This window comes from Flavobacterium sp. U410 (genome assembly GCF_053570605.1).
This window is the reverse complement of record NZ_JBSEFI010000014.1, coordinates 87,003-111,594: the sequence shown is the minus strand read 5'-3', so window position 1 is coordinate 111,594 and position 24,592 is coordinate 87,003. Positions and strand designations below refer to the sequence as shown.

Genomic DNA, 24,592 nt, shown 5'->3' with positions numbered 1-24,592 from the left:
TTTTAATAAACGCTTTCATTGAAAAAAATAAATTTACTTCAAATAATCTAATTCTTTATAAAAATGAGTTGGTGGAATGTTTTGAAAAACTTTATTTTTTGTTAGTTGAAATAGGAATTAATACAAAAGTTAAAAATTTGATATCAGAATTCGAAAATAAAATCTTGCTGAGTTTAAAATAAAAATATATGTCAAATCAAACCGTACATTTCAAAGACATTCGAAATATAATAATTGAGAATATTAACAACGCAAACGCTGAAATTTTAATAGCTGTAGCATGGTTTACAGATACATTAATTATAAATTCACTTGAAGATGCTGTAAAAAGAGGTGTTAAAATTTCGATCATTTTTTTTGATGATAAAATCAATAATAAGGAGTTGTTTAAAAATTTATACTATAGTAAGTCCGATATTAAAGTTTCTAAAAAACTTATGCATCATAAGTTTTGTATTATTGATGGTCATACTGTTATTAATGGCTCGTATAATTGGACATTTAATGCATCTTCAAATGATGAGAATATTCAGGTATCAAGATTCAATTATGGTTTAGTTCAGAGTTTTAAAGGTGAATTTATAAAACTTTATCAAAATTGTAAATCAATTGATGATTTTTTTAAATATTCTGTTGAATCAATAAAAAATGAGGAAAAATATTTTATTAGTAATTTTTTAAATAAATTTTATAAAAAAAATAAACCATACTTTTTCAAGTTAGATAGTTCAAATCATTTAGTATCAAAAAACAAATTATTTCACGGATATTATTTAATTAAAAACGAAGATGATGAGAATGTTTTTTTTAAAATTTTATATTATCTAGAAAAAAAATATGAAATTAAAGATATTGAAAAAGTAATTAATCAGAATCTAATTTTACCTTTTAGATTCGATAATGTTTATACAGATGATGTGGAAAATGAATATTATTTTTATAAAAATTATGTAGTTGTTCAACAAAATTCGTTTTATGGAAATTCCAAAAATATAAATGAACGTTTCATTTTTAAAATAGATTCTAGCGGAGAAATTATTAGCAGTAAAATAAAAATATCCTATAAATCTTCAACTGACAATGGTTATTTTATTAGTAATGATAATTTAGTTTTTGACAAAAGTTTAAATGTAATTTTTAATAAAAATATTTCAGTTGAAAAAGTAATACCAAATTTTGGCATTATAGCAAGAAAAGAAACAAAATATGGAGTGTATAGTTTTAATAGTAAAATATTAAAACCACATGTTTATGATTACTTTGTATTCGAGGAAAATAATGATGGAATATTTTTAATTTTAGAGGAAAATCCATTGTTTTTTGTTAAAAATAATTATGATTTAAGTGAAATGGAGAGGTTTAAAAATGAAAGTAAGAAAAAATTTCATTTCCAATTTTACCCCAGAAAGCAAACAAAATTTTTATTCAGTTTAGATACTGAATTAACTCAATATATAAATAATTCTACAACTTATACATTCTTCTATACAAGTGATGATAATTTTAAATATGCTGATCTTTATTTAAAATTATATAATTATCCATATTTTGAAACATTAAATTTTTATAAAAATAATTTTATTGAATTTAGAGAAAGTTATATTAAATCAAAAAAAACAAATACTGATTTATCTCCTGATGAATTTATTTCCAAACAATATAATAATATTTTTGAAAAAGCAAGATTAGATTCTAAAAAAAGAGAAAATAACTGTTATATAGCAACACTTGTTTATAAAGATATACATCATCCAAGAGTAGAAATATTGAGATTGTATAGAGATGAAGTTTTACGCAAAACTATTTTAGGAAGATTATTTATAAAACACTATTATTTATATTCACCTAAGATTGTTAAAAAAATCGAAACAAAATATTTCATTCATAGAATTATTAAGTCTTTATTAAATTTATTCATTGATAAAATTATAAGAAAAAGCATTAACAGATAAAAATGAGCTAATTGTTTAAGATTTATTAAATTATAGAAATTAAATTTTTGAAAAAGCGAAAGGCTCGGGCATTTTTGGTTTCCATATTCCCGCTGTCCGTTAAACAAGGTATCACTCCCATCGGGGCTAGTGAGTAAGCAAATGGCTTTCTTGTTTTCTTTCTTTTTAATAGGAACGCTTCGCTGAAGTAGTTTCACCCACCCAACCCAACGCTCCCCACCGCACTAGTGATATTTTGTGTGTTTTTAGTACTTGTTTTCCCCACAGTAAGTCAATAAAAAAAGGCATTTCGTTTTCCCAACCCCTCGCGCACAAAATGCCTTTTTTTATCCACTTACACCCAATCCAAAAAACAAGCGCTAAAAACACACAAAAACCACTCCCAAGCTATATTTACATAATAAGTGTTATAATGCCTTCCATCTCCCAATGCTACGCCAACGGCAGTTATAACAGTTATTATGTAAAATATCCGCACCCAGCCGCACCCACCCGAAGAAAAATAGGAACGCTAACGCTGTCGTAATTTTCATTGTTTTTTGAAAATGCCTCCCATTTCCAGTTCACTGAACACTAAAAACTGAACACTGAACACTACTCAGGCATTATCAAAAATCAAATTTCCCCCACAAGAGTATGGTTTTCTAATCACTATTCACTATTCACTAATCACTAATAACTCAAAAAAACCATACCCTTGTTCCGCTACTGCCCAATCACTAGGAAGTATCACATTGTTTTTTGAAGATGCTTCCCATTTCCAGTTCACTGACCACTAAAAACTGACCACTGAACACTTTCAAAGCATCCTCAAAAATCAAACTACCACAAGAGTGTGTTTTTCTTTTTTATCATCTTCATAAAGCCATATTGTCAAACCGTGCCTAGTCGAGGTCGTCTAGCAAAAAAAAAGAAAACCACACCCTTGTTCACCACTCCCGATTGAACACCCCCTATAACCCCAGTTCACAAGAAAATTTGGGGTAAACATTTTTACAAAAAAAAGGATAAAAAAGAAGCCAAAGGTTTGTTCCGGGTATTCAAAAAAGCAAGTTCAAGCCTTCGGTTCCGGATAAAATCTCCACCCTCAATTTCCAGTTGACTGACCACTGTAAACTGACCACTGAACACTCCTCAGTTGGGTAGTATTTTATCCGAAAAACTTGCTTTTTTGAAACCCTCCACAAGGCAAAACGGCTTTCTTTTTTTTCCTTTTTTCTTTTGCAAAAATGTGTGTGGGGCATCTCGGTTTTCATTCATATTTCGGGCAATCACGAAGGAAAGACGAAGGAAGTTAACCTTTTAAACCCTTGTATTATGGACACAATTTTTATCAAAACCCACCGTGCCGGCATGCACTATGCCAAACCGCATTTTTTCGTTTTAAACAAAGGATTAAACAGCGGCAAACCGCATCACGAAGCCTACACAAATAGCTTTGTATTAATCTTCCAAACCGAAGAACAAAAAGAAGACGTGTACTGGATAGCCATGAGCCTCTGGAAATCCAAATTCTGGCACCAATATCTGAGAGGTTCTGTAATTCCTTTCTTATCGCTCTATGAATTCAAAAAAGAGTTCAACCCAAGAGCAACACGATTAATGCGAGAACACGAACTGCACAAAAAAAACATTCAAGCACTAAAGCTGCTGCAAGAACAAGAAAACCACTACAACAAAAACATCCACCTCATCAACGAACTCAAAAACGCCATTATGATGAGGTATAGAAATAAATAAGAGTAAGCCTGGACTAATTGGTCTAGGCTTTATTTATTTTATATGTTAAAAAATTGAAAGAATTTAATTATATTTGAAAAACAGATTTACTTTTGAATAACATTAACCTACCCAATTTTGGGTTAATAAGCACTACACTATAGCGAATTTAAAAAAGTTAGTAGCAAGGCTATGACGACCGCTTAACAAGACAATATTCTAAAATGAAATGGCAGACTTATACATATTTAACGACAAGATTGAAAGTATTTTTCAATTACTAGGAAAAAAAGAAAACAACATTTCTTACAGCGTAGGATATGCCTTTTCGAATTGCAAACAATTTTTGCAAAATTTTTTACAGCATATCGAAATCAAAACACCTTTTGACGCAGATAAAATAAAAATTAGACTTCAAGCTTACGAAAAAGACAAAGGGTTTACTGACTTTGAAATTATTCAAGACAATGAATTCCATATTGTAGTAGAAGCTAAACGTGGTTGGAATTTCCCCTCAAAAGTACAACTTGACAAGTATGCAACAAGACTATCATTTGCTGATTCTATGGTAAAAGACAAGAGAATTATTGTTTTCAATGAAAGCATTCCAGCTTTTACCAAAACTCATTTTGGAATTACAGATATAAGGACAATCCCTGTTGAAGTTATTTCATGGAGTGACATTCAAAAAATTGCTTCATCTTCAAAAGCAATTGGTCGAGACACTGAAAATAGACTTTTAAAAGAACTTAATATTTACCTTGACAAAATAAGTAGTATGCAAAAAATAGATAGTAATTGGGTTTATGTTGTTTCACTTGGAAGCAACATACCAGACAAATGGAGCATTTCGTGGCAAGACATTGTTAACAAGCAGTCAATGTACTTTCATCCTGTTGGTGGTAGCAAAGGTGGTTGGCCAGCCGAGCCGCCAAATTATATTGCTTTTAGATATGGTGGGAAACTTCAAAGTATTCATCACATTGACAGTTATGAAGTCTTTACAGACCCTTCTCTACATTTCAATACAATACCAAAAGAAACTTGGAACCCACATTATTTATATCATTTAGGAACCGCAATTAAGCCGACACGCGAAGTAAAAGCAGGGGAAAAAATAGTTAGAAGTATGAGAGTTTGGGCAATGCTAGACCTTTTACTAACAAGTGAAACCATTCAAGATGCAAGAGACAAATCGCAAGTAAGATTAAAGCACAGTCAATAACAGTCATTTGCCGCTGAACGTTAGTAGTAATTTTTCCACACGTAAATTTATAAAATGAGAATAGACAGAACTAAAGGTTGGACAGAGGCAATTATAAACGAAAATTGCTCAATAGACATGTTTCACAAAATCGCTGGAATTATAAATACAACATTATATATTTCCTTTAAAAATAAAATTAACGACACAGAATCGACTTATTGGGATTTTAATTATAAAGGAAAAGAACTGACTTTACATTACAATATTTATACTGGCATTTCTGTTTTCCCAAAATCATTGGTAAACGCTAACAATTCAGACAATCAAATTGTGTTGGATTTTGCTGAAAATCTTTCTGGAATTTTTAAAAAAAACCTCGTTTCAGAAAATTTTGTTTCAAAATATTTTGAACCAGAACCAAGTCAGTGGGGACTTAGAGGCGATCCTCTCTTATGGCGTGATATGAAATACAAAACCGAAAAAAAAAATATTCCAAGGACTGCAAATGAATTTGAAAAAATGCTAAACAAACTGTTTAAAGAATTGACTGGTGAAGAACCGCAAAAAGGTAAAAATATCTATGTTGAGAAGTATGAAACAACTGGTATGTCAGCAGGAATGATATGTTCGGACTTTTGGCTTGAAAAGGGATTTTCATTACTTATTCAACGTTATATAGAAAACGAACAACTTTAGTGATTAAAAAAGCTAATGGCAACAGGCGTTTTAACAAAATTTGAATTTTTATGCTTCTATTATAGTGAGATACTAAATCCAAGCTTTTTAAATCTATTAAAGTTTAATGTTATAAATCTTCATTTTCTTAAAACCTTCAAAACACAAAAAAAAGCCTGAACAAAATTCAGGCTTTCTCATACTCAGTAAAGGTTACCAATCAAAACTGAGCTTATTTCTTTTTTGAGGTCAATTGCTTTAAAAGCAACGTAACACCAAAACTCACTACTGCTCCAATAAAGGCTAAAACTATTGTTTTTACGACATCTGCTGAGGTTAAATTAGGTATAACACTCAATGCAAATCCTCCAAATGTTCCTGCCTTCAAAGTTAAGGAATTATCCATTCTCTCCAACATCATGTTCGGGCTTAACCTCATCTTTTTTGTTGCCTCGGGTGTCATCCTGAGCTTGTCGAAGGGTGTCATCAACCGTAATCTGGCTCACTGCCGATAAAATACCACCTGCAACGGCAGCATAACCCGCAACGGTTACAACAACAGCAGGTAAAGCTACTGGAGCAGCTACAATGCTTCCACTTACTGCTAGTAAGGCTAATCCAATGGTGCGCAACACCTTAAAAAATTTCGGAGTGGGTGCCTTAGCACGTTCTACTACATTCATAATCTTTCTTTTTATAATCCTGCAAAGGATCTATTGTACAATCAATTCCACACTTTCTTTGTTATCCAAAGCTTTATAAACCAAGTCCTTCAACTTGATAAAAGCTTTTCTAGATAGCAAACCTAATCCAGGTCCAGAAAGTTTCGTAACAGGAGCAATACAGCCACGCAATTCCTTTTGCGCATTATTGGCAGGATGTATCAAAATATACGTCCTGTTCGGTACATCCACCAATTCCAAATGCCATTTGTACTTCGCGCTATATCGCTTTCTAATAAAATATTTCCCTTCCGGAATACAGGAAATCCCACGTTCATTTCGTTTCCACGGCAATTCAATAGTATAACTAATCAATTTGCCCTCACATTCCAATTTTCCATTCGTTCCTTCAGGGAAATAAGTTCTTGTCAAAAACAGTATCATACTGACCACTTAAAACTGATCACCGACCACTATTAAACGCCTCCGTCAACCGCCACAATTGATAACGGGTTAAAAGCCCCATTTTTCAACGGATACATTTGCCCATTTACCTCTTGGTAAAACTCAATACCCAAAGCCAATACCAAAGGATGAGTAGAGTTCGCAGTCACCGCATTACTCAAGTTAATCACAGCCGTAGCTGTAGCATCCCAAGGTAAAATTGCAGTTTCAGAAGTAGCCACCACATAACTTTCACCTGTAAAGTCAATTTCAGCACCTCCAGAAATCACCTTAAAGTGAGTAGTTCCACTAGGAGCCGCAATCATATTCGCAGGAATAAAAGAAGGGATGCTAACATCTAAAGTACCTCCTACTCTATCAATCGCAGTAGTAAATGGAGCAAACAAAGAAGTTCCTAATTTCCCACGAATATTAAATTCAAAACCAAGAACCAATTCAATCTCCCCATCAATTACATTACGTAATCCTCTTTCACTCACAGCATCCATTTGGATTACCTTAACCATTTGTTGCGTCAAACGACTCACCATTCTACCATCCGCAGAGTTCAACAACAAGGGGCGTAAAGCGGTTCTCAAAAGTTTACCGGCCTTCCCTGCCCTACCAAATTCAGAACCGTTTTCACGCGTTCTTTGAAACGCAGGGTCACTAGCAATTCTACTAGCCTCAATTCCACCCTTCTCACGAGCTAAATGCCCATCCTGCGTTTTGTAAAAAGTAATATCCCCGATAGTACCTTTTAACTTAATTATGCCTTTCTGTCTAGCCATAACATCAAAATTTTAGTTCAACATTTAGAATGTTTTGAACATTCCTTCACACTTCATAATTCACTCTCTGATGCATCCTTTGATTAAATTATAGTACAAAGCTTAGATTTTCAATTTAATATTCAAATACCACAAGTCCTAAAGACACTAAAACGCTCATTTTTACCTATTTTTACCTATAAATATTAACTTATTATAAGTAAATTTGAAAGTTGTTTAAAATGCCTTTAAATCATGTATAAGTAAGCTATATTATAGGCGCATCAAGTGTATAGATAATGTATGAAAATAGAACAAAAACGAGTTTGCATATACCCTAAAGATGTTCAAAGAATAACCGGTAAAAGTTACAAGTCTTCCAGACTATTACTTTTAGATATTAGAAAGCAACTAAATAAGGGAGAACATCAGTTCATTTCAATTGAAGAGTTTTGTAATTACACTGGTTTAAGTATAGAACAAGTTAATCCATTAATTCAAGGGTAATATTTTAGTTTAAATTTTAAACTAATAGTATCACTATGTTATCAAACAACATGTTCATTAAGCAGTCTATAATTTAGCCTTATTTTGTTGTTTTAAATATTAAAAATTCTTAAATTTACACCATACAATTAAGTGCAAATAAATGGTTATTTATTAGTGACCTATTTAATGACCTATTAAGACATATTACAGCTAAAGCCTTGAAAATACTAGCGGTGTAAAAGTGATACAAATCCCTCTTTCTCCGCCAGTAGAAATACAAACGGTACTAAAACCCACTAAATTCAACAATTTAGTGGGTTTTTTCTTTTTGGGCTATATCAAATTATTCATTAAATCTCAAAGTTTAGGTGTCTTTCGAGGTGTCACTAAAAAATTAAATTTTAAGTGACACCTCGCAACGAAAGCACCGCTACTACAAGGTGTTCAACAACATATTCAAAAAATGTACATCTTGTGTGTAGTTATTAAATCAAATAAATTTAATACTAACTTTAAGGTCACCAACAATGAACACATCAGTATCCATTCTCTTCTACATCAAGAGAGCAAAAATCAACAATTTAGGAGTTTGTCCAATCTACACCAGAGTTACAGTTAATGCTAAAAGATTTGAGTTTAGTGCCAACAAATACATCAATCCTGATAAATGGTCCTCAGAAGGCAACAAAGTTAAAGGCACTACCGAAGAAGCTAGAACAATCAATAGTCATCTTGATTATCTAAAAAATCAAGTTTTAGAGGCAGAAAAGAAACTTTTCAAGAAAGATATTAGCGTTACTTCTGAGAATTTAAAGAATGAACTGTTTGGTTTATCAGAAACCAAACGAATGCTCGTTCCCATCTTCCAAGACCACAACAACAAAATAAAAGAATTGGTTGGAAAAGAATACGCTCCAGGAACATTAGAACGCTACAATACTTCACTCAAGCATACTATCGAATTTATGCAATGGAAATACAATGTTTCCGATATCGATATTACAAAAATTGATCATTCTTTTATAACGGATTACGAATTTTGGTTAAGAAGTGTTAGAAATTGTGCTAATAATACAGCTGTCAAATACCTCAAAAACTTCAATAAAATTATCAAACTTTGTTTGGCCAATGACTGGCTAGACAAAAATCCATTTGCTAACTACAAATCAAAAGTCAAAGAAGTTGAGCGGGTTTATTTGACAGAAAATGAAATTCAATCCATAATCGAGAAAGACTTCAAAACAGAAAGACTATCATTAGTTCGCGATATCTTCCTTTTTAGCTGCTTTACTGGTTTGGCATATATAGATGTCAAAAACTTAACAAAATTACATATAAGCTATGGCATCGATGGCGAGAAATGGATATTTACTCATAGACAAAAAACGGAATCAGCTTCAAAAATTCCAATTCTTCCAGTAACCCAAATGATTATCGATAAATACGAAAATCATCCGCAATGTTTAAATGAAGATAAACTACTTCCTATCCTATCCAACCAAAAGATGAATGCATATTTAAAAGAAATAGCTGGAGTTTGTGAAATTGAAAAAGAATTAACCTTTCACATTGCCCGTCACACATTTGCTACTACCGTTACTTTAACTAACGGCGTTCCTATTGAAAGTGTAAGTAAAATGCTTGGTCATAAAAATTTAAGAACTACCCAGCACTATGCTAAAGTTCTGGACAGAAAAGTGAGCGATGATATGAGGATTTTAAGAAAGAAATTTTCAATATTCAAAGATGAAAACATTGTTAAGGCAAATTCACAATAAATAAAACCATAGTTCAAATTACCTGATATTAGGTATATAACTTGGTTTTAAAAAAGGTATTTTTACAAAAGCAAAAAAGTTGTTTTTATATTGAAATATTTGACAATTAAAATATGAAAAAAAAAATACAATTTGGAGAAACGGCTCAAGGATATGTTATTCCCGTATTAAATAACCGTGAAATAAGAGCAACAGCAGGAATTATGTTTCTTTTGGCTTTCATTTCCTTAATTTTGATTTTAAGCAATGGGAATTTCGTGCCTGTAAAATATGTACTATCGGTTTTTGTAGTAGAGTTTTTCATTCGCTTATTTATTAATCCTAAATATGCACCGCTATTAATTATTGGTAGAATTATTGTGAGCAATCAAAATCCTGAATTTGTAGGTGCAGAACAGAAAAAATTTGCTTGGTATATTGGTTTTACTATTTCTGTAATTATGTTTTTTCTTTTAGTGATTGTAAACGCGTTTAGTCCGATCACGGGCTTTGCTTGTCTCATTTGTTTAATTTTAATGTTCTCAGAATCGGCTTTCGGGATTTGTTTTGGTTGTAAATTGTATGGTTTTATCAAAAAAGATAAAGCACAGTATTGTCCTGGAGAAATTTGCGATATTAAAAAGAAGTATGATATTCAGAGAATTTCAATAAAACAATGGGCAGTTATTTTTGCACTCATATTATTTATTGCACTATTATACGTCTTTTTTCAACAAATTTTTATTCTAAAACCTCATCGACTTTTTTAATATGGAACCATCAAAAAAAACAGCAAGAATTGCAGGAATTCTTTATTTAGTTGTCGTAATTACAGGAATAGTAAGTTTAGGATATATCCCAAAACAATTGATTGTTTGGGAAGATAAAGTTGCAACTTTCAATAATATTCTTAAAAATGAAAACCTTTTCCGATTTGGGATTTTTTCAAGCGTGATATGTTATTTGGCTTTTATTTTTTTGCCACTAGTTTTGAGAGAATTGTTTAAAACAGTCAATAAGTTTGTGGCTAATATAATGGTAGTATCTGTATTAGTAAGCATTCCTATTTCGTTTTTTAATCTTTATAACAAGTATCTTATTTTAGATATGACACATAAGGAAAGTTATCTCAAAATGTATGATGCATCTCAACTGCAATCTTTGGTAATGTTTCATCTTAATCAATACGAATACGGAATTTTCATCGCCACATTTTTTTGGGGACTTTGGCTGTTTCCTTTTGGATATTTGGTGTATAAATCTGGTTTTATTCCTAAAATATTCGGAATTCTTTTGATGTTAGGCTGTTTTGGATATGTCGTAAATTTTTTAGGGAACACATTATTCGCAGATTATCAAGAGTGGGGAATTTCAAAAGTGATTGGCAAAATTCCTTCTGTTGCCGAGATTGGCATTTGTTTTTGGCTGTTAGTATTTGGTGTTAAAAATTCAAAAAAAATAGAATATGAAAAGTGATAAATTGGAATTTGAAGATTTTAAAATTAATATCAAAATTTTACTTTCCGGATTGTGGACTTCGGTGATGTTTCTCTACATCTACGGAGATTATTTTGAATTGTATGTTCCTAAAAAAGTAGAAGGTCTGCTCAATGGAAGTAATCTTTTGGATACGCCTTACAAGTTGCTCTTTGCAACAATACTTCTTGCTGTTCCTTCTTTAATGATTTTTCTTTCTTTAATGTTAAAGCCAAAAATCAATAGAATTCTAAATATTTCAATTGCAGGATTTCTTACTGTTTTTACTTTTATGGTGGGAATTTCGTCAATTTCCGAATGGAGAATTTTTTATATAATGCTTGCTTTTTTAGAGAGTATAATTACGCTTATTATTGTTTGGAAGGCTTGGACTTGGAAGAGAATAAGTGTTGAATAATCTTCGTATATGCAAAAACGTATTTTGTAGATGAAAAGTAAATGCAATTTAATTAAAATATAATTTAAAATTTCAAATTAATAATAGTATGAAAAAGTTTCTGATTTTATTCATTTTAGGATTGTTTGAATTAAGTTTTGCTCAAACAAAAATATTCCCTGGCGACAAATCACTGAACATTAATTCGATTAAAGAAGGGAAATTTACAATGGGATATTATTTTGTGAAAGATGGAAATCCTTTGGAAGTTTGTAGTTATCAAACAGAAGTTTCTACAAATGGCAATCAACTTCTTTTTAGTTCTAAATTAATTTTTCTGAAATCTGATAAACAGTGGAAAGAACAAATTGTTTTAGATAAAAATACACTAAAACCAATAAGCAGAAAATCTGAAAGAGAAACACGCACATTTGATATTAAATATGCTAATATTAATAAAGGAGACTATTTTGATATCGCCACTTATCCTTTGCTTCTTTGTGCATTGCCTTTAAATGCGGGTTATAAAGCCACAATTCCTGTGATAGATTATGATTCACCCAATAAAGATAAAATACAGAATGTGAATATCACCGATGTAAAAAGCAATGTCTACAACTCTGAACTTACAGGAGAACACCAAGTCTGGAAAGTATCCGTAAACGAAGAAAGTACAGGAAATCTCTATGATTATTTTATTGATAAAACTTCCCGAAAAATTTATAAAATTTTAGTTTCTTCAAAAGGCAATACCTTAATGTTGGTGGATAAAGAAACCGATTTTAATCCTTTCAAAAATAAATTTGATAAAGAAGCCACTATTAAAATGGTTACCAAAGGTAATTCTGTAATTTCTGGAGAAGCATTTACAAAAGACGACCGTTCTGGTAGGGACAACAGCAAAATTAGAATCGATGTACTCAATGTCAATAAAAAACAATTCGCGCCGAAAGGAACTAAAGTAGTTTTGTTGCCTTATACAGAATATTTCAAAGAATGGATGGAACTCAATAAAAAACAAAAGAAAATAAAAGGAGCACAACCAATTCCTTTATCAATAGATGCTCAATCCTGTATTTTGACCACAGAAATTTATAACGATAAAGGAAATTTTGAATTTACTAACCTTACGGATGGTGATTATTTTGTATTTATTTCATTTGGTTATACAGACACTTTTTCAAGAAGAGAAATCACAGGAACCTCCGATGTTTATGTAAATGGACAGTATGCAGGAACTCAAATTAATACCGATATTTTTGATTATACACAAACAGGAAATGCTAATTTCCAAAAGATTGTAACCATAAAATCAAATGGCGAAAGTGTAAAAATTAAATTGAAGCGATGGTGATAATTGGCTTTATAAAATCATAAATATGTCAAAAAAATATAAAGAAATAGCCCTTTTATACCTTAAAAAGTATGAAGAAAAAGATTTAGGAAGCGTTTCAGAAATGTTTTCAGAAGATATTTTTTTAAGAGATTGGAAAATAAAAGTTGAAGGCAAAGAAAAAGCAATAGACGAAACGCGTAAAAATTTTCAAAATGCCAAAACCATCAAAATTGAACTTATTTCTTGCTTAGAAAATAACAACTCTATTGCTGCTGAATTGAAAATAACAGTTAATGAAAATGAAGAACTAACGGTAGTCGATATCATTAATATCAATGATGAAGGGAAAATTAATTCCATCAAAGCTTTCATAGGAAGATTATAGCTTTTTTGAAGTCATTATTTTGAAAAATTGCCAAAGTCATTTATTGTGTATTTAAAAATTAATATTTGGGAATGTATTTATTGTCAGGGTTTTTCATCGCATTTTTTATCACGCTTATTCTTGTAACGAAGAAAAATAAATCTGATGCAGACTTTATATTACTCTTTTGGCTGCTAGTTATTGCAATTCACTTACTTTCCATCTATTTTTTTACAACATATGGCGGTAAAAAATATCCTTTTTTTGCCTCCTTGTCGATGCCATTAACTTTGGTTCACGGTCCGTTTTTATTTCTCTATGCTTCCAAAAAAACGTCAGGTAAAAGCTTTACCTTTTACGATTTGTTGCACTTCATTCCTTTGTTTTTGTGGTTTGTTTTTACATTTGATTTTTATGCTTTGACCACCAAAAAACAAATTGAGGTCTTTACACATCAAGGAAAAGAATTTGAAACTCAAAATAGAATAAGAGTAATTATTACCTATCTTTCAGGAGTCATTTATTATATTCTTTCTCTATTAATTTTAATAAAGCATCATAAAAAAATTAAACAGCATTTCTCTGATATTGAAAAAATAAATTTCAATTGGCTTTTATATTTTATCATTTGGAATTTTCTTATATGGATATTTATTTTATGCAATCAAGAAAAAATCGCTTATGGTTTAATTTCGTTTTTTATTGTTTGGATTGGTTTTTTCGGTTTGAGACAAACCAATATTTTTTTTGAAAAAATAATTGGTTTAGACCATCAAATGATTGTTAATCCTCAGGAAGTAACACTACAAAATTTGGGTAATCAAATTAATTTAGAAAACAAAGATAAAAATAAGCTTTTGAGCGAAGAGGACTTAAAAATTATTGAAGAAAAATTATTAGAATATTTAACAGTTCACAAACCGTATTTGAATCCCGAACTTACTTTGCAACAGTTGGCAGAAAATATAGACGTTCATCCTAACGTACTTTCTTATGTTATCAATACAGCTTTAGGGAAAAATTTTTATGATTTGATTAATGAATATCGGATTGAAGAGTTTATTAATCTATACCAAAACTCTTACGATAAATATACCATTTTGGCACTTGCTCTCGATTCAGGTTTTAACTCTAAATCAGCATTCAACAGAAATTTCAAAAAAATTAAAGGGATTACACCATCTGAGTTTATTTCAACAGTTAATAATTAAGTAGAACTTTTAATATTCTACAATAATTGCTGTAAAGCACTGATTTTTTTTGCAAATAGTATTTAAGGTGTGTCATTCTACATTTTAGGACGATTTGTAATGCTATATTTTTGATTTTTGCCATTTAATAATCAAAAAACATCCTTATGAAAAAGATCTTATCCAAGCTATTATTAACATTTACAATGCTTGCATTATTTTCTTGTAGTCAAGAAAGATTAATTGATGAACCTGGAAATTTAGTACCTAAAACAGTCATTCAAAACAGTGAATTACCTCAAATAGAGGTAAATGGAGTAAAACTACATTCTGAAGCATTTGGAAACCCATCAAACACAATGGTAGTGGTAGAACACGGTGGTCCAGGTGGAGATTACCGATATCTACTTAATTGCAAAGAACTTATCAACCAAGGATATTATGTAGTCTTTTATGACCAAAGAGGTTCTGGATTGTCTGAAAGATTATCAGATAATATTTATTATGATAGAGGTATTGATGCTATTACAGATTTATATGACGAATTAAAAGGTGTCATTGAACATTATAGAACTAATCCTTTACAAAAAGTTATTCTTTTAGGTCATTCTTGGGGTGGTATTTTAGCATCTGGTTTTGCAGGTAGATACCCATATTTAATTGATGGCTTAATAGTATGTGAACCTGGTGGATTAAAATGGAATGATCTCAAAAAATATGTTGAAGATTCCCGATCATTTAAAATTTGGAGCGAATTATCGAACGACGCGACCTATCTTGACCAATTCATAACAGGTAAAAAGAACCAACATGAGATTTTAGATTATAAATTAAACATGCTTTCCTCAAAAAATGATATTACTGGCGAAGACAATACTATACCAGGAAGCTTTTGGCGCTCAGGTGCTGTAATTAATTCAACACTTTTTGAAATAGGCAATTCTTTCAAACCAGATTTTTCAACTAACCTTGAGGCTTTTATGCCAAATACTTTATTCTTATACAGCGAAAAAAATAAAGTTTACACAACAACTTGGGCTAATAGAATATCATCATCCTATAATTCTGTTTCAATTTTTAGAATAAACGGAACAGGACATAACGGAATAATAAGTGATCAACAAGTTTGGCAACAACAAACTATGCCTAAAGTTATTGAATACATACAATCTTTATAAAACAGAAATGAAAAGTCTAAAATTAAAAGTTACATTAGTATTAATATTCTACTATTGTATAGGTAATACACAAGTTATCAACTGGAAAAATATAAACCAAAACAATCTACTAAATGCAGGGCTTGGACTAGAATATGGTTCGATTTATAATATTGGTTACGCTCATCAAATAAATATTGGAAAGTTACCTTTGCTATTAAATGCAGAGATTTCTATTCCTTTTGGCAAAAAAAAGTTTGATGATTACAAAACAAAAATAGGAGGAATAATTAGAGTTATAAAAATTAATAACATAAATGTAGGAGTAAAAGTTCAAGGAATATTTAGAGTTTACAATAATGATTTTGTTAGGATATTAAATTTCGGAAGTGATTTTTCGACAACTATTGGGTATTATAAGCCAAAATGGTTTGTAGCCGCTGAAGCTGGTTTTGACAAAGCGATTGTTTCACATTTTAAGCATACTGATTTGTACCTATCCAATTTTCCAGATGTAGTTGATGGATGGTATGAACCATCTACTGGTGGAAACTTTTATTATGGTTTACAAACTGGATATTCTTTTAAGAAACAAGACATTACACTTAAAATTGGAAAATTAATAACTCAAGATTTTGATACAACTCCAATGATTCCGTTCTATTTACAATTAGGATGTAACTACAAATTTGGTAAAATAAAATAGTAAATCTTAAAAAAATTAGTTATCTATAATAACCCGTTATCATCAACAAAATTAATCAACTCAACTAAATTCTTTACTTGAAATTTTGACAATAAATTTCTTCTATGTGTTTGAATTGTAAGATAGCTTAAAAATAATTCTTCAGAAATTTCTTGTGTAGACTTTCCTTGTTTTAATAATTGTAAAATTTCTTTTTCCCTTAATGTTAATCTAGGTATTGTTATAAAATCATTAACTGTCAACTTATTCATTATCTTAGTTACTTCATCACAAAATGCTAGCTTGTTATCAATTGCTTCATTGAGACATCTTTTAATTTCGTTCAAGGAAGCACTTTTTAAAAGATACCCGTTAGCACCATTTTTAATCATTTGCGTTACAATGCTTCTTTCAGATTGACTGCTGATTCCAAGTATAATTATTTTAGGAAAATCTTTTTTTAATTTATAACATAGATCAATTCCATTATTATCAGATAAAAAAATGTCTAAAAAAATGATATCAATACTTGATAAATCAGCATATCCATAAACACAGTTTCCTTTGTTAAATGTTGCTTTAATATTAATATAATCTATAGTTGAAAGTAAGTTTTTTAATCCTTCAACAACTATAGGATGGTCATCAACTATTATTGCGTTATATTTTTTATTCATTGTCATTTTGAATGGTAAGTTCTATATTGAAAATTGTCCCTAAATTTGATGATTTTATTTCATATTTTCCATTCAGCATCTCTATTCTATTTTGAATATTCTTTAGTCCTAACCCAGTAAAGTTATCGATGTTATTTGCATTAAATCCAATTCCATTATCTTCCAAATTAATTAAGAAAAGATTATCATTTTGACTACATTCTAAATATATTTCATCACAATTTGAATGCTTTAAAGCATTTGATAAAAGTTCCTGAACTATTCTGTAAACAGTTATTTGATTTGATTCTTTTATATTTTTTTGAATTTCATATGCAGTAAAACAAATAGATACTTTATCAGTAGCCATTGAAATGCATAAATCCTTTAAAGCAAGTTCTAATCCTAATTTTAATAATGTTTCGGGTATTAAATTGTAAGCAGTTTTTCTTAATTCTGTTATTGAAACAGACAATACAGAATTTAATTTCTCAATTTCAGATTTTGTTATTTCTTTCTCTGAAAGCTGATTGAGTTGCATTTTTAATGATGAAAGTCTGCTGCCAATACCGTCGTGCAAATCTCTAGCAATTCTTTTACGTTCAGCTTCTTCACTATTATTAATTGCTTGCATTATTTGCAGTTCTTTTTCCTTTTTTAAAACAATAATTTCTTGATGATAATTAATTTCTTTTTGCTTTGTTAATTTTTTTTGATTTCTCAAGTATTTGAATAGAAAAAAAAGCGTAATTGCCAGCAATAAAGATAAATGTGCAAAAGTAAAATAATATAATCTGTTTTTTTCAGCTTTTAAAGCGACTTCATTCTTTTCTTTCTCAAGAATAAGTATCTTTTTTTCTTTTTGAGCCAAGTTGAATCTTGATTCTAATTCCAAAATTTTATTTTGAAAATTTGTTTTGATTAAGCTATCATTTATTTTAATATACTTTTGGTAATATTGACTAGCGCTTTGATAGTCTTTTAATTCGTTATTAAAAAAAGCAAGTTCTTTGTAATTGTCTTTAATTTCATCAAGAGTAAGATAGTCACTTTCAATTACCTCTTGCATTAGATTTTTAGCTTGTAAATACTTTTTTTGACTTTTTAAAATTTCCGTTTTTAGAATTTTAAGCCTCACTAGTATAAAATCATTCTTTGTTTCCAATGCGAGTTTCATTCCTTTTTCTACATCAGCTATGGCTTTATTGACACTACCGTATTTATACAAATATTCACTATAAAAAAGGTAATAATTACAGTGAAGATTTGTGTTTGGATACTTCTTAATTAAATCATTTGATTTTTTAAAATATAGTTTAGCTAATTCAAACTTTTTTAAGTACGTAAGTGTAGAAGCATAACTAATGTAGGTATTAAAAAGATTTTCTTCATACATCTTAGAATTCACTTTTTTTGATTCTAGTGCTAATACAGATAATTTACCATAATATGCAGCTTTTTCATAATCATAATTATCGTCAAAAGTTTTCGAAATAGAGATATAAATTGCACCTAGAAGTTCAGTATTATTTAAATCTTTAGCTAATGGTATAGCTTCTTCTATTTGTATTCTTTTTGACTCTAATGCATTATCATTCCAACCATAAACAACACTTAAATTAATTAATGTCTTTAAGAGTAAAAGCTTGGCTTCAGGGTTTTTATATTTAGAAAGTATTTTTTTTATTTGAAGTAAATCTCTTAAATACATATCAACATCTCTTGTCTTGTAAAATTGAATGGGTGCAGAATAATATTTAGAAATATCTTTGAGATAGCTATTGTTTATTAATGATTTACCTTTTAAATAGTTTTTTTCTGATGCACTTAAATCATTCCCTATATAAATCCTAGAAAGTTCTAAAAATGAAATACTTTTTAAACTGTCCGATTTTGTTTTTTGAATTACATGCTCCAAACTATCAATTATTTTTTGATCGTTATGCAATTCATCAGGTTTTTGAGAATAAACAAGTTGAAAAAAAAATATAGCAATAACTATCTTTTTCATTTTTAAAAGATTTAAAGTGCAAAAATAAGAAAATGAAACATCTAAAACTTTGCCATATATTAATTACCTGAAATCAGGTATAAAAATTTACCTTTTCAAGAGTATAGAATAGTAATATAAAGTGAAATAAATTTGTAAAAAATGCTACGTAAATGAAAAATATTATTTATTTGAAACTCTTTTTTATATTCAATGTTAACTCAATGACATCTCAAGTTATTGAAGTTGTATCAGAATTATCAAGTCCATATGGATTAACTGTTGATAATAATGGGAAATTATATATTGCAGAATCGGGAACAGTTAATGGCAATAGAATTTCTTATGTTTTATTAAATAACTCAATTCCATTAGTTAAAACTGATCTTTTCACAATCAATCTCATAACACCTACTAGATTAAAACTATATAATGACTATTTATACGTAATCGAATCTAATTCAAATTTTGGAGAAGTTTCAAGAGCTTATTTAGGAGGAACAACACAACCTCAAATGCAATCTTATTTTTCCTCAGGTTTAGTTACTCCAATTGGGATTGACATTAAAGATGGCAACTTATACATAGGGGATTATGGTAACTATGCAATAAAGAAAATTAATACTTCTACCTTCCCATTCCAAGTATCTTTATTGACCAATAATTTAGCAACTGATATAGTAATTGATGGTGACTTATTTTATTACTCAAATCCTGATTATGGAAATGTTTTATCACATTCGATTAATAATTCAAGTCCTACATCAATTGATATAGTTTCTGGAATTCCTCATCCATCTTCATTATTACTGAATAATGGAACCCTATACATCTCTGATAGTATTGAAGGAAAAATATATAGAATAAATCCATATGGAAGTTCTACAATTCCAGAATTAGTATTAACGGGATTAAATGGACCTCAAGAAATGGTAGTTTATAACAATGAAATGTATATCGCCGAATCAAATGCCAATAGAATAGTTAAAATTAATTTAAACTCATTAAGAAATCTAAATTTTGAAAATACTATTTCAATTATCATTTCTCCCAATCCAGTTCAAAACATCATAAACATACAAACACAAGAAACAATAAAAGAAGTTTCTATATACGATATGTTAGGTAAAAAAGTAACTGTAAATCAAATTTCAAATAACTCAATAGATGTTTCAAACCTTTCAAAAGGAGTATATCTTATTAAAATTATTGGAGAAAACAACAAATCCTTTAAATCAAAATTTATGAAAAAATAATTTATCAATTGCTATGAAAAATTTTATTACAATCTCAATTATGTTTATACTATATTCTTGTAGTACAGACGAAAACACTTTTTCAGATTCTATTTCAAATTTAGAAATCAATCATTTAAATGTTATAGATTCAAACATTCCAGAAGATTTTTATGATGACCTAACATTTACTAACGAAACTACAGGATATGCAGTTTCCAGAACAGGCAAAATTATAAAAACTACAGATGGAGGAATAAATTGGATTATTTTAAATTCAAATGTATCCTTCCCTTTGAGAAAAGTGCAATTCTTAAATCAAAATATTGGTTTTGTTATAGGTGGCGACGATACTGGAAGCTATCTTTTGAAAACAATTAATGCTGGTCAATCATGGACAATTACAAATTTGAACAGTGAATTAAATGGTTGTCCAAACTCATTATATTTCAAAAATGAAAATGAAGGATTTATAACGGGTAATCATTTATTCATCAAAACAACAGATGGTGGAAATACTTGGAACGATGTTTTTACTACTACTGATGAAAACTATCAGGACATTAAATTCAATAGTAACCAATCATTAGGATATGTTACTTTGAATAACGGAAACTATTATAAAACAACTAACGGTGGACATTTATGGCAAACAATTGATGTTGATGTTTCTATAAATAATTTTAAAGAAATATTTTTTGTCTGCAATAAAATATATTTCAAAAGCAACAATAGTTTAGTTGATATAAATTTAAATCAAAATATCACACTTCCTAATCCTGTTCACAAACTTTTATATATTGATGTTAATAAATGCATCGGTATTGGACAACATTATGAAAATGGCTTCTTACCCTATGGAGACATTGTTCTTACCAATAACAATTGGGAGTCTTTTCAACAACAAAGCTATCAACCAGGTAGCGAAGCTATGGATTTTACTGCTGTAGCAAAAATGAATTCTCATAAATCCATGATTATTGGAACAGGACAATTAGAAGTAAAAATTATAACAATTGCATATTAAAATGCATAAAAAATAAATCACAATAAATATTAATAATTAAAAATCAAATCATGAAAAATTTTAAAAACTTCAAATCTTTAATTCTAATTTCTATTTTCTCAATGCTATTGTTTTCTTGTAGTAGTGATAGTAGTTCCTCTGGAGGTAATTCCTATCCAAAACAAGTTTCAATTACATACAAAGTAACAAGTACATCTACCAATAATGCTTCAATTATTCAATACAGGAATGAAACTGGCGGTGTGACTGATGTAACAAATCCATCTTTACCATACACAAAAACAATAACAAGGACTGTTAATCAAAGTGATATAGCAACACTAGGTTGTGGCACAAATTTAACTCAAACGGTAAAGCTTGAAATATTGGTGGATAATACTGTAGTTAAATCAGAAGAAAATACAACTACATCATCAGCAATTGTATATGCTTTTCCATAGTTCAATTTACACTAAATAATTCAGAAAATCGGTTATAAATATATTTTATCCAAACACTAGAATGTATAAAACTTATTATGAAATCTAAATACTTAATTTTAATAGCATTATTTTGTATCAGTTGTAAAAATTCTAATATTGCTACTACTAAAAACCAATAATTTAGAGTTAGAACAAATGATAAGAATTGATCAAAAAATAAGAATTAAAAAAACTGATAAGTATTTGGAAGCTGTTGACCAAACACACTGGCTAAGAATATTTGAAATACTAGCTAATAATGAATTAAAAGCATCAAAAGACAATGTTGTGTAACATTTACAGAAAATCTCGTTATTTAAGAAAATTTAAACAAATAAAACTATGAAAAAACCAAATTACATTTTGCTATTTATCAGCTTTTTGACAATTAGTCTAATCCAAGCACAAGAAAAAAAAGAATCTAAATTTAATATTATCGCATATGGAGGAATTGGATATGCTATTGTAAAAAATGATAACGATCCGAATTACAATCTAAATAGTAATAGCGGAGATATTCTTTTAAATTATAGAATAAATCAAAAATTCGGCATTGCATCTGGAGTTGGATTAATTGAATTATCTGGCAATGGTTTTAATTCTTTAGGTAATTTTTACCATGAAAGAACAATGCTTAAAATTCCTTTATTAGCAACGATGGATTATAAAATTTTTGAAAAAATTAAAATGATTGGAAATTTTGGTTTTTATACTCAAAATATTTCTACTGATGAATATAGATTTTTGAATAATTCTCAAAAAAATATTTACGAAGGCTGGAATTTTGGAACTCAATTAGGACTTGGATTCGTTTTTAAAATGTTTGATAATTTTAGTGCCGGTATAAATTATTCTGGACAATCAGACTTCAGTAAGTTTAAAACGAATAACAATGTGGGAATTAATGACAAACAGAAATTGAAAAATTTGAATTCAATTGGAATTGTATTAATGATTGATTTATAAAAAAAACATCGCACAACAGCGGTTTCGCGCAATAGCTCGTAAGCCTTGCGCCAGAATCCTAACGGATTCCTGAAACCCTTCTTCACGGAAAATATTTTTCTTAAAATTACCGCTACTGCGCAAAGCCGCGGAACGATATATAAACGTTTCCGATAAATAATTTTACAACAGACAAGGAAAGAATAGAATACTTATTGAAAATCTATTAAAAAGAATGTAGTATAAGTTAAATTAAAAAAACTATGAAAATAAATTCAGAAAATCATTTAAAGAAAACTTTTAAACATACTTTTTTACTGAGATTGGCTACCTCAATTATACTCTTATCTCATAGTTTACATGGCATTTTTACAAATAATGATGTCAATGATTTTGGAGAATCATTTTTAGATCAAATCGGGTTTGCTCCATTTGGTGTATTTTTAGCTTGGTCAGTAGTGATTATTCAAATCATAAGTGCTATTTTCTTAATAATAGATAGGCATATAAAAATTGTTTCAATTGTTAATATAATTATTCTAATCATAGGGATTATAACAGTACATTATGAAGAAGGTTGGTTTGTTGTTGGAGCTGGTAGAAATGGCATGGAGTTTAGTTTTCTGCTTATTTGCGTACTTACTTCAATAATGATAATAAGTAGCAAAAAAATTACATAAATCAGAAAAAAAATTGTTTTATTTATTGTAGACTTATTTAAAGAATTCGATATTTAATAAAAAGGTTTTAAACCGGTAAGTAAATAATATCAAATAATTAATTTTAAAGTTAAATAGAAATAATCATGAAGCAAATGCTTTTAGTAACTATCTTATTAATTCTTACAATCGAAATTTCAGCACAAAATAAAATTGAAGAAACATACCTGTTTTCTAAAGATATTGAGACAAATATAGAAAAAGACACATTATCATGGAAATATCAATTAGGAGCTACCAATTACTCCATAAGTGAATATTACAAAAAAGCTCTTGAAACATGGGATAAAAATGGAGCAGGAATTAGAAAAATCAGCAAAGAAGATAGTTTATATTTTAATTCATTTAAAAAGCAAGATGCAAAAAAATATATCATAAATCGTTCAAAAGATGAAAAGATAATAATAATAAATGAAGCCCATCATAACATAAGACACAGAGTTTTTACTACTTCTCTTTTAAAAGGTTTATACAATAACGGATATCGTTTCTTTGGTTTAGAAGCACTTTCGGATACTTTAATAAATGTTAGAAAATTTCCAATTTTAGAAAGCGGTTATTATACCAAAGAACCACAGATGGCTAATTTGTTAAAAGAAGCAATAAAAATTGGATTTACATTATTTGAGTACGAACCAAATGATGGCTCTAATGGTAAAGAAAGAGAAATTGGTCAAGCAGAAAATATAGGTAAATTAATTAAAGAAAATCCTAACTCAAAATTTCTGATACATTGTGGTTACGACCATGTTATTGAAGGTATACCAGGAAACAAAAGTTGGGAAAAAGCTATGGCTGGAAGATTAAAAGAAAAAACAAATATTGACCCATTTACAATCGACCAAGTTGCATTTTCAGAAAAAGGAGATGTTAAGTTTTCAAGCCCATATATCTCTATATTAAATCCTAAAACACCAATTATTATGGTGAATGATAAAAGTGGCAAAATATTTAATGGAAGTCAAACTAATGATCAAGTTGATTGTAGAATAATTCATCCCATAACTAATTATATTAATAATAGACCTGAATGGTTACTATTAAATGGTAAAAGAAAAGAATATAGTATCCCTAAATCTAAAATTTCAGAATATCCAGCTTTAGTTTTTGCATACCGACAAAATGAGTTTGAACAAAATGGAGTTCCAGCAGATTTAATAGAAATATTAAATGAAAATGAGGAAAAAAACCTCATACTAGAAAAAGGAATCTATAAAGTAATTATTAAGAATAAAGATTACAAGATTATCAGTGAATTTGATATAAAAATTAAATAAAT

27 protein-coding genes are annotated in these 24,592 nt (G+C 29.2%); 21 read left to right on the top strand and 6 right to left on the bottom strand.

Annotation, left to right across the window (positions count from 1 at the left end; genetic code table 11):
- The 5 genes from ACUSJC_RS10750 to ACUSJC_RS10730 all read left to right on the top strand — a co-directional run.
- The coding region (locus tag ACUSJC_RS10750; RefSeq protein WP_449269564.1) for a hypothetical protein at positions 1-182 on the top strand (182 nt) is incomplete at its 5' end.
- Positions 183-188: 6 nt separating this feature from the next.
- Positions 189-1,952, top strand: coding sequence for a phospholipase D-like domain-containing protein (locus tag ACUSJC_RS10745; RefSeq protein ID WP_449269563.1), 1,764 nt, complete (start codon positions 189-191; stop codon positions 1,950-1,952).
- Between the two features lie 1,317 nt (positions 1,953-3,269).
- A complete protein-coding gene (locus tag ACUSJC_RS10740) occupies positions 3,270-3,692 on the top strand; it encodes a DUF6943 family protein (RefSeq protein WP_449269562.1) in 423 nt (140 codons plus the stop codon).
- A 208-nt stretch (positions 3,693-3,900) separates the two neighbouring features.
- Positions 3,901-4,896: a hypothetical protein gene (locus ACUSJC_RS10735; protein ID WP_449269561.1), complete on the top strand. Its 996-nt coding sequence runs from the start codon at positions 3,901-3,903 to the stop codon at positions 4,894-4,896.
- A 54-nt stretch (positions 4,897-4,950) separates the two neighbouring features.
- A complete protein-coding gene (locus ACUSJC_RS10730; RefSeq protein ID WP_449269560.1) occupies positions 4,951-5,574 on the top strand; it encodes a hypothetical protein in 624 nt (207 codons plus the stop codon).
- Positions 5,575-5,785: 211 nt separating this feature from the next.
- On the opposite strand, the gene ACUSJC_RS10725 is transcribed toward ACUSJC_RS10730, so the two are convergent.
- The 4 genes from ACUSJC_RS10725 to ACUSJC_RS10710 form a co-directional block, all read right to left on the bottom strand.
- A complete protein-coding gene (locus ACUSJC_RS10725) occupies positions 5,786-5,959 on the bottom strand; it encodes a hypothetical protein (RefSeq protein ID WP_449269559.1) in 174 nt (57 codons plus the stop codon).
- A complete protein-coding gene (locus tag ACUSJC_RS10720) occupies positions 5,952-6,188 on the bottom strand; it encodes a hypothetical protein (RefSeq protein ID WP_449269558.1) in 237 nt (78 codons plus the stop codon). The genes ACUSJC_RS10725 and ACUSJC_RS10720 overlap by 8 nt, the downstream gene beginning before the upstream one ends.
- A gap of 78 nt (positions 6,189-6,266) precedes the next feature.
- Complete coding sequence (locus ACUSJC_RS10715) at positions 6,267-6,659, bottom strand: DUF5675 family protein (protein WP_449269557.1); 393 nt, start codon at positions 6,657-6,659, stop codon at positions 6,267-6,269.
- A 32-nt stretch (positions 6,660-6,691) separates the two neighbouring features.
- The gene (locus tag ACUSJC_RS10710) at positions 6,692-7,450 is read right to left on the bottom strand and encodes a hypothetical protein (protein ID WP_449269556.1); all 759 of its coding nucleotides are present in this window, start codon (positions 7,448-7,450) and stop codon (positions 6,692-6,694) included.
- 995 nt (positions 7,451-8,445) lie between these two features.
- Between ACUSJC_RS10710 and ACUSJC_RS10705 the strand changes: the two genes are divergently transcribed.
- From ACUSJC_RS10705 to ACUSJC_RS10665, 9 genes are all read left to right on the top strand, one after another.
- Positions 8,446-9,696: a site-specific integrase gene (locus tag ACUSJC_RS10705; protein WP_449269555.1), complete on the top strand. Its 1,251-nt coding sequence runs from the start codon at positions 8,446-8,448 to the stop codon at positions 9,694-9,696.
- 113 nt (positions 9,697-9,809) lie between these two features.
- A complete protein-coding gene (locus ACUSJC_RS10700; protein WP_449269554.1) occupies positions 9,810-10,445 on the top strand; it encodes a DUF4395 domain-containing protein in 636 nt (211 codons plus the stop codon).
- Position 10,446: 1 nt separating this feature from the next.
- On the top strand, positions 10,447-11,151 hold the full coding sequence (locus ACUSJC_RS10695; protein ID WP_449269553.1) for a DUF4386 domain-containing protein: 705 nt from the start codon (positions 10,447-10,449) through the stop codon (positions 11,149-11,151).
- Entirely contained in the window at positions 11,141-11,569 is a 429-nt protein-coding gene (locus ACUSJC_RS10690) for a DUF6326 family protein (protein ID WP_449269552.1), read from the top strand. Before ACUSJC_RS10695 ends, ACUSJC_RS10690 begins: the two co-directional genes overlap by 11 nt.
- 88 nt (positions 11,570-11,657) lie before the next feature.
- Positions 11,658-12,902, top strand: a complete 1,245-nt coding sequence (locus ACUSJC_RS10685; RefSeq protein ID WP_449269551.1) for a DUF3108 domain-containing protein — start codon at positions 11,658-11,660, stop codon at positions 12,900-12,902.
- A gap of 25 nt (positions 12,903-12,927) precedes the next feature.
- Complete coding sequence (locus ACUSJC_RS10680) at positions 12,928-13,269, top strand: nuclear transport factor 2 family protein (RefSeq protein ID WP_449269550.1); 342 nt, start codon at positions 12,928-12,930, stop codon at positions 13,267-13,269.
- Between the two features lie 71 nt (positions 13,270-13,340).
- Positions 13,341-14,459 (top strand): helix-turn-helix domain-containing protein, encoded by a 1,119-nt coding sequence (locus ACUSJC_RS10675; RefSeq protein WP_449269549.1) that lies wholly within the window; start codon positions 13,341-13,343, stop codon positions 14,457-14,459.
- A gap of 146 nt (positions 14,460-14,605) precedes the next feature.
- Positions 14,606-15,616, top strand: coding sequence for an alpha/beta hydrolase (locus ACUSJC_RS10670; protein ID WP_449269548.1), 1,011 nt, complete (start codon positions 14,606-14,608; stop codon positions 15,614-15,616).
- 7 nt (positions 15,617-15,623) lie between these two features.
- On the top strand, positions 15,624-16,301 hold the full coding sequence (locus ACUSJC_RS10665) for a hypothetical protein (RefSeq protein WP_449269547.1): 678 nt from the start codon (positions 15,624-15,626) through the stop codon (positions 16,299-16,301).
- 23 nt (positions 16,302-16,324) lie between these two features.
- Here ACUSJC_RS10665 and ACUSJC_RS10660 read toward each other — a convergent pair whose 3' ends face one another.
- Positions 16,325-16,957 carry a response regulator gene (locus ACUSJC_RS10660; RefSeq protein ID WP_449269546.1) on the bottom strand — a complete coding sequence of 211 codons (633 nt, stop codon included), beginning with the start codon at positions 16,955-16,957 and terminating at the stop codon, positions 16,325-16,327.
- Entirely contained in the window at positions 16,950-18,947 is a 1,998-nt protein-coding gene (locus ACUSJC_RS10655) for a tetratricopeptide repeat-containing sensor histidine kinase (RefSeq protein ID WP_449269545.1), read from the bottom strand. The genes ACUSJC_RS10660 and ACUSJC_RS10655 overlap by 8 nt, the downstream gene beginning before the upstream one ends.
- A gap of 152 nt (positions 18,948-19,099) precedes the next feature.
- Between ACUSJC_RS10655 and ACUSJC_RS10650 the strand changes: the two genes are divergently transcribed.
- The 7 genes from ACUSJC_RS10650 to ACUSJC_RS10620 all read left to right on the top strand — a co-directional run bounded on the left by ACUSJC_RS10650 (position 19,100) and on the right by ACUSJC_RS10620 (position 24,590).
- A complete protein-coding gene (locus ACUSJC_RS10650) occupies positions 19,100-20,182 on the top strand; it encodes a T9SS type A sorting domain-containing protein (protein WP_449269544.1) in 1,083 nt (360 codons plus the stop codon).
- A gap of 40 nt (positions 20,183-20,222) precedes the next feature.
- Positions 20,223-21,188, top strand: coding sequence for a WD40/YVTN/BNR-like repeat-containing protein (locus ACUSJC_RS10645; protein WP_449269543.1), 966 nt, complete (start codon positions 20,223-20,225; stop codon positions 21,186-21,188).
- Positions 21,189-21,238: 50 nt separating this feature from the next.
- Positions 21,239-21,628 carry a hypothetical protein gene (locus ACUSJC_RS10640; protein ID WP_449269542.1) on the top strand — a complete coding sequence of 130 codons (390 nt, stop codon included), beginning with the start codon at positions 21,239-21,241 and terminating at the stop codon, positions 21,626-21,628.
- Between the two features lie 138 nt (positions 21,629-21,766).
- Complete coding sequence (locus tag ACUSJC_RS10635) at positions 21,767-21,943, top strand: hypothetical protein (protein WP_449269541.1); 177 nt, start codon at positions 21,767-21,769, stop codon at positions 21,941-21,943.
- Positions 21,944-21,991: 48 nt separating this feature from the next.
- Positions 21,992-22,615: a hypothetical protein gene (locus tag ACUSJC_RS10630; protein WP_449269540.1), complete on the top strand. Its 624-nt coding sequence runs from the start codon at positions 21,992-21,994 to the stop codon at positions 22,613-22,615.
- 242 nt (positions 22,616-22,857) lie between these two features.
- On the top strand, positions 22,858-23,274 hold the full coding sequence (locus ACUSJC_RS10625) for a DoxX family membrane protein (protein WP_449269539.1): 417 nt from the start codon (positions 22,858-22,860) through the stop codon (positions 23,272-23,274).
- A 125-nt stretch (positions 23,275-23,399) separates the two neighbouring features.
- The gene (locus ACUSJC_RS10620) at positions 23,400-24,590 is read left to right on the top strand and encodes a hypothetical protein (RefSeq protein ID WP_449269538.1); all 1,191 of its coding nucleotides are present in this window, start codon (positions 23,400-23,402) and stop codon (positions 24,588-24,590) included.
- Positions 24,591-24,592 lie beyond the last annotated feature (2 nt).